Annotated in this window: 12 protein-coding genes and 1 riboswitch; all 12 genes read left to right on the plus strand. The window is 42.3% G+C overall.

Annotation, left to right across the window (positions count from 1 at the left end):
• Nucleotides 1-198: 198 nt before the first annotated feature.
• Nucleotides 199-1,152: an adenosylcobinamide-phosphate synthase CbiB gene (cbiB, locus tag AAGS61_RS13175; RefSeq protein ID WP_391372582.1), complete on the plus strand. Its 954-nt coding sequence runs from the start codon at nt 199-201 to the stop codon at nt 1,150-1,152.
• Nucleotides 1,127-2,200, plus strand: a complete 1,074-nt coding sequence (locus AAGS61_RS13180; RefSeq protein WP_391372585.1) for a pyridoxal phosphate-dependent aminotransferase — start codon at nt 1,127-1,129, stop codon at nt 2,198-2,200. Before cbiB ends, AAGS61_RS13180 begins: the two co-directional genes overlap by 26 nt.
• Nucleotides 2,184-2,759: a histidine phosphatase family protein gene (locus AAGS61_RS13185; protein WP_391372588.1), complete on the plus strand. Its 576-nt coding sequence runs from the start codon at nt 2,184-2,186 to the stop codon at nt 2,757-2,759. Before AAGS61_RS13180 ends, AAGS61_RS13185 begins: the two co-directional genes overlap by 17 nt.
• Nucleotides 2,760-2,800: 41 nt before the next feature.
• A riboswitch (cobalamin riboswitch) is annotated at nt 2,801-2,984 on the plus strand.
• A gap of 421 nt (nt 2,985-3,405) precedes the next feature.
• Entirely contained in the window at nt 3,406-5,031 is a 1,626-nt protein-coding gene (cobJ, locus tag AAGS61_RS13190; protein ID WP_391372590.1) for a precorrin-3B C(17)-methyltransferase, read from the plus strand.
• Between the two features lie 16 nt (nt 5,032-5,047).
• Nucleotides 5,048-6,013 (plus strand): sirohydrochlorin chelatase, encoded by a 966-nt coding sequence (locus AAGS61_RS13195; RefSeq protein WP_391372593.1) that lies wholly within the window; start codon nt 5,048-5,050, stop codon nt 6,011-6,013.
• Entirely contained in the window at nt 6,010-6,783 is a 774-nt protein-coding gene (gene cobK / locus AAGS61_RS13200) for a precorrin-6A reductase (RefSeq protein WP_391372595.1), read from the plus strand. Before AAGS61_RS13195 ends, cobK begins: the two co-directional genes overlap by 4 nt.
• A gap of 8 nt (nt 6,784-6,791) precedes the next feature.
• Nucleotides 6,792-7,457 carry a precorrin-8X methylmutase gene (locus tag AAGS61_RS13205; RefSeq protein WP_391372703.1) on the plus strand — a complete coding sequence of 222 codons (666 nt, stop codon included), beginning with the start codon at nt 6,792-6,794 and terminating at the stop codon, nt 7,455-7,457.
• Nucleotides 7,432-8,574 (plus strand): cobalt-precorrin-5B (C(1))-methyltransferase, encoded by a 1,143-nt coding sequence (locus AAGS61_RS13210; protein ID WP_391372598.1) that lies wholly within the window; start codon nt 7,432-7,434, stop codon nt 8,572-8,574. The genes AAGS61_RS13205 and AAGS61_RS13210 overlap by 26 nt, the downstream gene beginning before the upstream one ends.
• The gene (gene cbiE / locus AAGS61_RS13215; RefSeq protein ID WP_391372706.1) at nt 8,549-9,748 is read left to right on the plus strand and encodes a precorrin-6y C5,15-methyltransferase (decarboxylating) subunit CbiE; all 1,200 of its coding nucleotides are present in this window, start codon (nt 8,549-8,551) and stop codon (nt 9,746-9,748) included. The genes AAGS61_RS13210 and cbiE overlap by 26 nt, the downstream gene beginning before the upstream one ends.
• Nucleotides 9,745-10,452, plus strand: a complete 708-nt coding sequence (gene cobI, locus AAGS61_RS13220; protein WP_391372600.1) for a precorrin-2 C(20)-methyltransferase — start codon at nt 9,745-9,747, stop codon at nt 10,450-10,452. Before cbiE ends, cobI begins: the two co-directional genes overlap by 4 nt.
• Nucleotides 10,452-11,228, plus strand: a complete 777-nt coding sequence (cobM, locus tag AAGS61_RS13225) for a precorrin-4 C(11)-methyltransferase (RefSeq protein ID WP_391372603.1) — start codon at nt 10,452-10,454, stop codon at nt 11,226-11,228. The genes cobI and cobM overlap by 1 nt, the downstream gene beginning before the upstream one ends.
• Nucleotides 11,225-12,355, plus strand: coding sequence for a cobalt-precorrin 5A hydrolase (locus AAGS61_RS13230; protein WP_391372605.1), 1,131 nt, complete (start codon nt 11,225-11,227; stop codon nt 12,353-12,355). Before cobM ends, AAGS61_RS13230 begins: the two co-directional genes overlap by 4 nt.
• The last annotated feature ends 1 nt before the right edge of the window (nt 12,356 follow it).

Here is a 12,356-nt window from a genome sequence, read left to right on the forward strand (position 1 = left end):
CTTGCATATTCAACACTATATAAATGGAAATAACTGCTTGTGAATGTCCATGTGATAAGTAGGTAAATTGCTTTTTAATGCCCCAACATGGATCGCTTCTTTCGCTCCTTACAATTTCTTCTGCACACAAATGGTATACAAAAATGATGTAATCTATAGTATAGTGATGATATTTATCGAGAAGTAGGTGATGTTTTTGTGACGGTTGTGATAGGTATAATAGCCGTACTAGTCGACCGGGTATTTGGGGATCCGAAAAAGTGGACACATCCAGTGATATGGATTGGGCGGTTAATCGCTTTTTTAGAAAAGCATTGGAATAAGGGAAATGTGCGGAAATATAAAGGTTTCTTTGCTGTTGTCGTAACCGTTTTAACAACGGGTTTTGTTGTAGGGGGAATTGTTTGGTTCAGTTATACTGTTCACTGGGCAATAGGTATTGCAATAGAAGTTATACTCATTAGTTTAGCTTTAGCACAAAAAAGCTTAGAGGAAGCGGCGATGCTTGTATACCGCGCATTAGAACAACAAGATTTCAAAGAAGCACGGGAAAAGCTTGGATGGATTGTCGGACGAGATACGGAGCATTTAGACGAAAGTGAAATTGTACGTGGCGTTGTGGAAACGGTGTCTGAAAATACGAGTGATGGTGTAACGGCGCCATTATTTTACGCACTGTTATTTGGCGCGACAGGTGCGTGGGTGTATAAGGCCATTAATACGCTGGATTCGATGATTGCCTACAAAAATGAGCGTTATCATGATTTTGGCTTTGTGGCAGCAAAGCTAGACGATGTCGCTAATTTCATTCCGAGTCGTATTACAGGCTTTTTATTGCTTATTGGCACAAAATCAGTTGTGCAACAACGACTCACATATCGATTTGCACAGTGGATAGGGGATGCTAGGAAACACCCAAGTCCAAACAGTGGCTATTTAGAGGCAGCGACGGCTGTACAGCTTGGTATTCGTCTCGGCGGTGAAAATGTATACGGCGGCAAAAAATCATTTCGTGCGTATATGGGGCAGCTTGTTTTTGAGATGCATCGGGGTCATATTGTCCAGTCCATTCAACACATGTATATCGTCACATTCTATTTTTTAGTTGTAGTAGGAGGGATTATCATTGCAATATCCAGCACATGGAGCTAATGCGGATGCTCTGTATAAGGCACTTCGTATACAGATGCCAAATAAGGTCATTGATTTAAGTGAAAATGTCAATCCAGCAGGTGTTCCGCCAAGTGTACAGCACGCATGGCCATCATTAATCAATCACATTACGATGTATCCAAATGAACAAGCGGAGCCATTTCGTTCAAAGGTTGCGGCGTTCCATGACGTCAAGCCTGAGCACATCATTGTTGGCAATGGGGCAGCAGAATGTTTAATGGTGTTAGCTCGGTATTTTAACGGAGGAACAGTGGGAGTAATTGAGCCGTCCTTTTCTGAATATAGACGGACTTTACTGCAAGAAAATGTGACGGTTCAGTCGATTGTGGTAGACGATATTTGTACATATAAATTTTCAATGGAACAAGTGAAGGCAGCGATGCATGCGGTTGATGCTGTCTATTTATGCAATCCAAATAATCCAACAGGTGCACTGACAACAAAAATGGACATTCAGGCGTTACTCGAATATGGGCAAAAAGTAAGTTGTACTTTAGTCGTGGACGAAGCCTTTATGGATTGGACAGATGAAGTAGAAAGCGTTATTTCACTTGTTGAAAAGTATGAGAATTTAATCGTGTTGCGCTCCATGACGAAAATGTATGCGCTAGCAGGGATTCGACTTGGTTATATAGTTAGTCAAAAAGCGCCGATGCTTGCAGGATTTTTTCCCCATTGGAATGTGAGTGGGGTAGCGAATCAGGTAGGTTGTCTTTGCTTAGAAGAGGACCAGTACGTTGCACAAGCGAGACAAAGTAGTGCACAAATACGGGAAGAAATGACAAACTTTTTGAAAGATTATGCATGCGAAGTATCGAATAGTGCGGCCAATTTTTTGTTGTTTCAATTGCCGCAGCCATACAACCCAGATCATTTTTTTAAAACGCTTTTGTCAGCGGGAATTGTGCTTCGTCATACGAAGAATTATGTCGGTCTAGACGGACAGTGGTTCCGACTTGCGATGAAGGAGCCTGAAAAAATGACATCGTTTATGCGAGTATTTACTGACTATGTGCAAAACAATTAGAATTTATCGCCATGGTGAAACAGAGTGGAACAAGCAAGGGGTGTTACAAGGCTGGCTTGATTCACCTTTAACGGAATATGGCAAACAACAAGTGCAAGATGTGGACTGGCAACCGGATATCGTCTATGCAAGTGACTTACAACGTGCTATTTCTACTGCTACATGGATGTTTCCGAACATGGAAATTCATACAGACGCACGCCTTCGTGAAATTTATTTAGGTGATTGGCAAGGGCAGCCAATTGTACATCTTCAGCAACAAGTAAATTATCAATACTACAGCGAAGCACCTGAAAAATTTATCGCAGACTCACAAGAATCGTTTGAGCAAGTGGCAAATCGGTTACTCGCCTTTTTACAAAGCATCAAAGAAATCCCACAGCAACAGATTGCGGTTGTTTCGCACGGTGTAGCCATTGCCTGTTTACAATGGGCAATCGAGAAGCGTTCACTGGCGACATTATGGCAAAAGGGAATGCTTTCAGGTGGGGACTTTATTTCTTTGTATTTAGATGAGGAAGAGTGGTATTTGGAAAAAATAACTTTACAGAAAATTTAAAGACATGCTATACTAAAATCTGTTAAGATAAAACAATATATTGTATTAGTTCTAGCGAAGGTACTACTATATGTAGTTTAAAAGGGAAGAACGGTGTAAATCCGTCGCTGTCCCCGCAACTGTAAACGCTGACGATGACGAAAAATCCACTGTACTTTTGAGTATGGGAAGGAACGTCAAAGGATGAAGCGAAGCCAGGAGACCTGCCTACCTAGACGACTGTACATTTCTTCGGGGGATAGGAAATGGAGGCGGGTTCTTTTTTGACGTTTCCATTTCAAGCTACCTCATCGTGAGGTAGCTTTTTTATTTTGAATAAAAATTGCGTCACACTTATGACATGTGGACAATGCCTAGCTAGACGTATTTTTATTGTATCTTCCACCGTTTGAAAGAAGCGGCTCATCGCATAATGCCGATACGTCGACGAGCCAGTAAAAAGCGTGGTGTTCTCATACACCACCTTTTTTAGCAGATAGGGCAGAATCAGCTTTATGGATATCTGCATAAGAAAGACGATTAAAATTAGATAAAAGCAGCATCATAAAGTATTCCTCTGTCAAACGGGGCTACCTGCTTTATGATGCAAAACTTACTTTTCGCTGAGAGAAGCATAGGTGAGATAGGCTTTTTTATTGGAGGGGACATGTTGAAGAAAGGGAAAATATTCGTCGTTGGCTTTGGTCCTGGCGATTATGAACATATTACAAAACGTGCAGTTGATGCATTAAAACAGAGTGATTATATTATTGGCTATAAAACATATGTAGAACTGATCGAGCATTTAGTAACGGCGAAATCCATCGTAAGTACAGGGATGACAGAAGAGGTTTCACGTGCACAGGAGGCGGTACGACAAGCAGAGGCAGGTCATATTGTATCCGTTATTTCAAGCGGAGATGCTGGTGTATACGGCATGGCTGGACTTGTATATGAGGTACTAATCGAGCTTGGCTGGACAGAAAAAGACGGCATAGCAGTAGAAGTGGTCCCAGGCATTTCAGCGATTAACTCGTGTGCGAGCTTGCTTGGTGCCCCAGTGATGCACGATGCCTGTACGATTAGCTTAAGTGACCACTTAACACCATGGACAGTCATTGAAAAACGTATTGAAGCAGCAGCGATGGCTGATTTTGTCGTTGCCTTTTACAATCCGAAAAGTGGACGTCGTACAAGGCAAATTGTCGAGGCACAACGGATTCTATTAAAATATCGTTCACCTGCAACACCAGTAGGTTTAGTGAAAAGTGCTTACCGTGAAAGTCAGAATATTGTGCTAACAACACTTGCTGAAATGCTAGAGCATGATATCGGCATGCTCACAACAGTAGTAGTGGGCAATTCATCGACATTCTTCTACGATAATAAAATAATTACGCCACGTGGTTACCAGCGCAAATATACATTAGGCGAGGATGTACAACCGTTAAAACCGCACCAGCGTTTACGAAAAGAAAATGAACCGTGGGCACTGGATCAGCAAACAGGTGAAGCCCAAACGGGTTTTGAAAAAATAACGGTGCCTGCTCCAGAAAAGCCAAAAAAAAGTGCATTGGAAATGGCGCAGATGGCATTAAAGCTTGTCGGTGGTGAACCATCTGTATTAGTGCAACAAAAAGTAGAGTCGATTTTTGAATTTGCGGTTAGTCCGGGCGTAGCGAATAAAATGCTTACCCCCCAACAAATGATGCTGTTAGCCGAAATTGTTGGTGAACAAGGGACGCTTGAATATACGCCGGAGCATCGTATGCTAGTAAAAGTGCCAACTGAGCAGCCAGATGAGCTCGTTGCACGTTTACGTGAGGTCGGTTTACTTGTTTTACCGATTGGCGATGTGCTCAATATAAAGGCATGTGATTTTTGCTATGGCGAAAAAGCAGAGTCCATTCCATATGCAGAGGAAATTGCCCAAACGCTTGGTGGGATGAAGCTACCGAAGGAATTGCATGTCGGCTTTAATGGTTGCGGAATGGCTTGCTACCGCGCTGTTTTTGATGATATCGGCATTGTGTATCGCAAGAAGAAATTTGATTTATTTATTGGGGCAAAGCCGGTTGGACGAACAGCTCATGCAGCACAGCCTGTTGCAGAGGGGCTTGAACCGGAGGAACTAGTACCGCTATTAACGAAAATCATTGAAGAATATAAGCAGCATGCTCATCCGAACGAGCGCTTGTTCAAGTACTTTAAACGTGTGAAAAAAATATTGCATTATACATATCACGATATGAGCTGCAAAATCGAAGTAGAGCCAGCTCCATGTGGTGATTAACGAAAGGGAGACTGAAATGAAATCCATTTTATTTGTAGGGCATGGAAGTCGATTAGCAGCAGGAAATGAGGAAATCCAGCGCTTTGTAGATAAAATACGCCCAGACTTAGAGGATCAATTTTTAGTGGAGACGTGTTTCTTGGAGTTGTCACGACCTTCGATACCAGAAGGAATTGAAGCATGTATTCAAAAAGGTGCGAAAGAAGTATATGTAGTACCCATCATTTTATTGCATGCGGGTCATTCTAAACTACATATCCCGGCAGAAATTCAAGATGCGATCGAAAAGTATCCAAATGTGAAATTTACATATGGCGAAACGATTAGTGTGCATCCACAAGTGTTTGATATTTTAATAGATCGCTTGCAGGAAGTAGGAATCGATACAGCTGCTCAACATGACGATACAGCGATTTTACTTATCGGGCGTGGCGGCAGTGACGCAGAGGCGAACAGTGATTTTTATAAAATTACTCGTTTACTGTGGGAGAAGCTGCAGGTGAAATGGGTCGAAAGCGCATTTATGGGTGTTACAAAACCACGCGTTGATGAAGGTATCAAACGTTGCATTCAGCTTGGTGCGAAAAAAGTAATCATGCTACCGTACTTTTTATTTACGGGTGTGTTAATGGAGCGTATAGATAAGATGTTACAGCAGTACAGCGAGCAATATCCGAAACATGAGTTTGTGCTAGCGAAGTATTTTGGCTATCACCCAACGTTACAGGAAATTTTAAAGCAACGTGCAATGGATGCAGTAGAAGGGCGCTCAACAGGCGAACGCGATATGGAGAAATATCGCGCCTATGTAGCAGAACATGGACCGATTCATCGCCATTGCTTTGACTGTCATGTGCGTTGTCATACACCGGAGCGTTGTTATAACTGTCCTCATGCACATGATGACCATCATCACGATCATGACCACGAGCATCATCACCACAGTCATGCACATGATGGAAAGGTGGAGCATACAACATGATTTTCATGTTAGCAGGTACAAGTGATGCGAGAGAGTTAGCCATTCGCTTGCAGGACAAGGGGCATTCGTTAATCGCGACTGTCGTAACAGAATCAGCAGCTAGTAGCTTAAAGGAAGCAAATATTTCGCATCATATAGGGCGTTTACATGCCATGCAAATGGTAGAGCTTTGTCAAAAGTTAGGTTGTAATAAAATTGTCGATGCCAGTCATCCATTTGCAGAAGAAGCATCAAAAGAAGCGATTTCTGCTTCGAACATTCTTAATATTCCTTATATTCGGTATGAACGACGGAATGAGCAATATGATCACCCACTCATTTCAGCGGTTGATACATATGAGGAGGCCGCACTGTTAGCGAAACAAAAAGGCGGCACGATTATGCTAACGACGGGTAGTAAAACACTTGCTACGTTTACGAAGCATTTATTAGACGATGAGTGTATTCGCTTATTAGCTCGTATGCTGCCGAATAAAGAAAATATGGAGAAATGCGATGCGTTAGGTGTAGTGCAAAAGGACATTATTGCGATTCAAGGGCCTTTTTCGAAACAATTAAATGCCGCATTGTATGAGCAATACGGTGTTACATTAATGGTGACAAAAGAGAGTGGGAAAGTCGGCTCAGTCGATGAAAAGATTGAAGCGGCGCTCGAGTTGAACATCGAAATTATTTTAATTAAACGCCCTCAAATTGCTTACGGAGAAGTGTATGCAACGTTTGAGGGAGTAGAGCAAGCAATCCAACAATTAGGAGGAAATAAACAATGACAGCCAATATGAATTTTAATACAGCATTTACACCGCTAACAGTAGATCCAGATAAAATTTACGATTATAGTTTTTCCATCATTAAAGAAGAAATGGGCGAGCATCCTTTCACAGATGAGCAGTGGATGGTTGTACGCCGTGTGATTCACGCGTCAGCAGATTTTGAATTAGGACGTAGTGTCATGTTTACAGAGGACGCAATAGAAGCGGGCGTTCAAGCCATTTTAAGTGGAAAGCATGTCATTGCAGATGTACAAATGATTGAAAGTGGTGCAGGTCGCAAGCGTTTCCAAAAGCATGGCGGCGATTTACACTGCTACATCGCAGACCCAGACGTATGGGAAGAAGCAAAAAAACAAGGAACAACACGTGCGATTATTTCGATGCAAAAAGCGGTTCGTGAGCATGAAGGCGGTATTTATGCGATTGGGAATGCACCGACAGCATTACTTGAACTAATTCGTTTAATTAAAGAAGGGATTGCAAAACCAGATTTAATTATCGGGATGCCGGTTGGGTTTGTATCAGCGGCTGAATCGAAAGAAGAGTTAGCTTTATTAAAGGGGATTCCATTTATTACAAACGTAGGACGTAAAGGTGGTAGTACGGTAACAGTAGCCGCACTAAATGCCATCTCGATTTTAGCAGATGAACGTGCAAAACAAGAAAAGTAAAAAAGACCCTTCTGAGATGCGTCATGGCTACACGACAGGGGCTTGTGCAACCGCGATGACAAAGGCGGCATTACTTGCGCTCATTACAAAGGAAGTACCAGAGCAAGTAACGATTTATTTGCCAGTCGGTCAATTTGCAACATTTCAAGTAGAGTCTTTTCAAGTAACGGAAAATGCAGTGATGTGTGAAACAATTAAGGATGCAGGGGATGATCCAGATGCGACACATAAGGCACGCATTCAAAGTACGGTTCGTTTATTAAATACGCCTGATATACGGATTGATGGTGGTATTGGCGTTGGGCGTGTGACAAAGCCAGGGTTACCTGTTCCGGTGGGAGAAGCAGCGATTAATCCTGTGCCACGCAAAATGCTCTATCAAGTGATTGATGAAGTGAAGGAGCAGTATAGTCTTACACAAGGTGTGGAGGCAGTCATTTCAGTGCCAGATGGTGAGGAAATTGCTAAAAAAACACTAAATGGTCGTTTAGGCATTATCGGCGGTATTTCGATTTTAGGGACAAGAGGTACCGTCGTCCCATTTTCAAGTTCTGCCTATATGGCAAGCATTGTACAGGCGATTAGTGTCGCAAAAGAGGCAGGCTGTGATCATCTTGTCATTACGACAGGTGGGCGCAGTGAAAAATATGCGATGCAGCAATACCCGGATTTACCGGAAGAAGCTTTTATCGAAATGGGTGACTTTGTCGGCTTTACGTTAAAACATATAAAAAAACAAGGAATTCCGAATGTCTCTCTCGTTGGGATGATGGGGAAATTTTCAAAAGTTGCACAGGGCGTCATGATGGTACATTCCAAAAGCGCACCTGTCAGCTTTTCATTTTTACAGCAGCTTGCAAAGAAAGCCGGTGCACCAGCCGAGTTGGTGGAAGAAGTATTGCAAGCGAATACAGCCTCTCAAGTAGGGGAATGGATGCTCGAGCATCATGTGCCACAGTTTTTTGAGGAGCTCTGTAAAAACTGTTGCTACCATGCCATTGCACATGTGAAGGGGGGCATCAATGTGTCGACGTCCCTGTATTCGATGAAGGGTGAATGTTTAGGAAAGGCTGAAAATATACATGAAATCAATGAAAATGATTGGTATCGGGGATAACGGTATTGAAGGGTTATTACCGCAATATAGACAATGGATTGAAGAAAGCGAAGTACTTGTTGGCGGTGAACGCCATTTAGATTTCTTTCCGCAATATAACGGAGAAAAAATAATCCTAAAAGGCGGGCTAACTAAAATTGCGAGCTATTTAATAGAAGAAACTCGCTCAGTTGTCATTTTAGCATCGGGCGATCCGTTGTTTTATGGTATTGGTGGCGTATTAGCGAAGAAATTACCACTAGAAATTTATCCGTATACAAGTTCTATTCAATTAGCCTTTTCTCGTATGCAAGAATCTTGGCAAGACGCGTATATTACAAGTTTGCATGGACGTTCTATCAAAGGGTTTGCCCAAAAAATTGATGGCTATAAAAAGGTCGCGATTTTAACGGATGAGCATAATACGCCAAGCAGTATTGCGAGCTATTTAAAGCACTATAACTTAACTGAATATGAAGCGTTTGTTGCGGAAAATTTAGAAGGGATCAATGAACGTTGTGGCTTTTATTCTTTAGATGAAATGGAGCAGCAAACGTTTTCTCCATTAAATGTTGTCATTTTACGTCAAATCGCACAGCCACCTCAGTATGCACTTGGGATTGAGGATGCACTATTTATCCAGCGTAAACCAGATAAAGGACTCATTACGAAAAAAGAAATTCGCGTGCTCAGTTTGCAAGCGATGCAGCTTACGAAGGATAGTGTTGTGTGGGATATTGGGACGTGTACAGGTTCTGTTGCGATTGAAGCGGCAAAAATTGCACGAGAAGGTGCCGTTTATGCGATTGAAAAAAATGAAGCAGACCTTGAAAATTGTTTTGCCAATCAGCAACGATTTCGCGTTGATGTGACGGCAAAGTTAGGGAAGGCACCAAGTGGGTTAGATGAGTTCCCGGATCCAGATGCCATCTTTATCGGTGGGAACGGTGGCGAGATGGAACAATTACTGACACTTTGTATCCAGCGCTTAAAAGAGGGCGGTCACTTTGTTATGAATGTGGCGACGATTGAAAATTTATATAAAGCAGTGGAATGTCTAAAATCACTAGATTGTGAGGTTAGTATTTTACAGGCACAATTAGCGAGAAGTAAACCGATTTTGGATATGACGCGCTTTGAGCCACTAAATCCGATTTTTATTATTACAGCAACAAAGAAAGGAATAGGACAATGAGTAATTTAGGTGTGTTATACGGATTAGGTGTAGGACCTGGAGACCCAGAGCTAATTACAGTAAAGGCATTCCGTTTATTACAGGAATGCCCTGTGATTGCGTATCCGAAAAAATTAAAAGGTAGTAAAAGCTATGCACATCGCATTGTTGATGTGTATATTAATCCAGCTGAAAAAGATATGCTTGGTCTTGTATTCCCGATGACGAAAGATGAGGACGTTTTAGCGCGCGAATGGAAAAAATCTGCTGAGACAATTTATGAATATTTAGCACAAGGAAAAGATGTGGCTTTCGTAACAGAAGGAGATCCGATGCTATTTAGTACGTTTATTCATTTAATGAAGCTGATGCAATCGATGCATCCCGATGTGCAAATTGTAACGATTCCAGGCATTTCTTCATTTAATGGTTCAGCTAACCGTTTAGGTATTCCATTAGCAGATGGTGATGAGCATGTGGCGATGATTCCTGCTCATGATGATATGGATGCGATGCGTAAGGCAATCGAAGATCATGATGCTGTCGTGTTTATTAAAGTAGCAAAAGTAATCAACGAAATGCTTGCTTTATTAAAGGACATGGGGCTGTACGACCGAGCACATGTTGTGACGAAGGTAACGTCAGATGAGGAAATTATTTGGGATTTAGATGATTTAGCAGAGGCTGAATTAAATTATTTATCGTGTATGGTGGTGCGTAAATAGTGGAGAAGATTTGGATTGTTGGAGCAGGACCGGGAGACCCGGATTTAATAACGGTAAAGGGCTTGAAAAAACTAAAAGAGGCCGATGTCGTGATGTATACGGACTCGTTAGTGAGTGAGGATTTAATCGCACAAGCAAATCCGGAAGCAGAAATCATTCGGACAGCAGGGATGCATTTGCAGGAAATGGTGGATTGTATCGTCGAACGTGTGAAAGCAGGTAAACTGCTTGTACGTCTTCATACAGGAGATCCTGCGATGTATGGTGCCACAATGGAGCAGGTAGCGCTTTTAAAAGAGCATGGGATTGGCTATGAAATCGTACCAGGTGTAAGTTCAGTTTTCGCGTCAGCGGCAGCAGTTGGAGCAGAGCTGACGATTCCAGACTTAACACAAACGCTCATTTTAACACGAGCAGAGGGACGTACACCCGTACCAGAAATGGAGCAATTACATAAATTAGCGAGCCATCATTGTACGATTGCGTTGTTCTTAAGTGCGACGTTAACGAAGAAAATTGTCAAAGAATTGCAATCGGCAGGCTGGGCAGACAACACACCGGTAGCGGTGATTCAACGTGCTTCTTGGCCAGACCAAAAAATTGTCCGTACGACATTAATTGAACTAGATGAAGCGATGCGCGTAAATGGGATTCGTAAGCATGCGATGATTTTAGCAGGATGGGCACTGGATCCACATATTCATGAAAAAGAATACCGTTCAAAATTATATGATGAAACGTTTACACACGGTTATCGAAAAGGTGTGAAAAAATGATTGAGTTGCAAGAAGGCGTACTGCCAGAAATCACGGTCAAAAAGCCATATGCCTTAGTTGCGATTACAAAACACGGTGTAGCGAATGCAAGACGCTATGCTGCGTTATTCCCGTATGTAGATGTGTATTATATGGGGAAGTTTGCGCACGGAGACGAGGAAATTCGTGGCATTCAATTATTTAACGGATCGGTTCGTATGTTATTCCCAGCTCTTTTTAAACAATATAAAGGCATGATTTTGATCATTTCATTAGGTGCGGTTGTGCGGATGATTGCCCCGTTATTAGTCGATAAAAAGCAAGATCCAGCTGTACTTGTCATTGATGATAAGGGGGAGCATGTCATTAGTGTCGTATCGGGGCATATTGGTGGAGCGAATGCCTTAACGAACGAGGTAGCAGAAGCCATTGGTGCACGTCCGATTATTACAACGGCTTCAGACGTTCAAAAAACAATTCCGGTTGATTTATTTGGCGCTCGCTTTAGTTGGGTGTGGGATGCAGAGGACAAACTCACACCAGTTAGTGCCGCAGTTGTAAATGAGGAACCTGTTGCCATCGTACAAGAAACAGGGGAGCGCGATTGGTGGATGCATGATACACCGATGCCAGCTAATCTACATTTATATGACACGATAGCAGAAGCGATCGATGCAAAGCCGAATGCCAGCTTAATTATTACGGATCGTTTATTGACAGCAGAGGAGCAAGTATTACTTGAAAATGGTGTTATCTATCGTCCAAAATCGCTTGTTCTTGGGATGGGCTGCAACCGTGGGACGTCACTTGAAGAAATCGAGTCGGTTATTTTGCAAACGCTAGATGAGCTTCAGCTTTCCATTAAAAGTGTCAAAGCATTAGCAACAATTGATCTAAAAAAGGATGAAGAAGCCTTTTTACAAGTGACTGCGAAGTATGACTGGGAATTTGTCACATATACACCAGCAGAGCTAAATGAAATGCCATTACCAAGCCCATCCGAAACGGTATTTAAATATACAGGGGCATATGGTGTTAGTGAGCCAGCAGCGATGCGTTATGCGAAAACGACTGAATTATGCTTACAGAAAAAGAAAAGCGGCAACGCTACCATTTCCGTAGCACGTCTGCAATTTGAGGAGGAGTAAC

This window comes from Lysinibacillus sp. KU-BSD001 (genome assembly GCF_042920265.1).
Lineage (GTDB): Bacteria > Bacillota > Bacilli > Bacillales_A > Planococcaceae > Lysinibacillus_B.

Bases quoted from the DNA above. Each gene is read 5' to 3' on its own strand.
- AAGS61_RS13185 (WP_391372588.1), top strand. From the start codon at position 2,184: ATGTGCAAAACAATTAGAATTTATCGCCATGGTGAAACAGAGTGGAAC.
- cobJ (WP_391372590.1), top strand. From the start codon at position 3,406: ATGTTGAAGAAAGGGAAAATATTCGTCGTTGGCTTTGGTCCTGGCGAT.
- AAGS61_RS13195 (WP_391372593.1), top strand. From the start codon at position 5,048: ATGAAATCCATTTTATTTGTAGGGCATGGAAGTCGATTAGCAGCAGGA.
- cobK (WP_391372595.1), top strand. From the start codon at position 6,010: ATGATTTTCATGTTAGCAGGTACAAGTGATGCGAGAGAGTTAGCCATT.
- AAGS61_RS13205 (WP_391372703.1), top strand. From the start codon at position 6,792: ATGAATTTTAATACAGCATTTACACCGCTAACAGTAGATCCAGATAAA.
- AAGS61_RS13210 (WP_391372598.1), top strand. From the start codon at position 7,432: ATGAACGTGCAAAACAAGAAAAGTAAAAAAGACCCTTCTGAGATGCGT.
- cbiE (WP_391372706.1), top strand. From the start codon at position 8,549: ATGAAAATGATTGGTATCGGGGATAACGGTATTGAAGGGTTATTACCG.
- cobI (WP_391372600.1), top strand. From the start codon at position 9,745: ATGAGTAATTTAGGTGTGTTATACGGATTAGGTGTAGGACCTGGAGAC.
- AAGS61_RS13230 (WP_391372605.1), top strand. From the start codon at position 11,225: ATGATTGAGTTGCAAGAAGGCGTACTGCCAGAAATCACGGTCAAAAAG.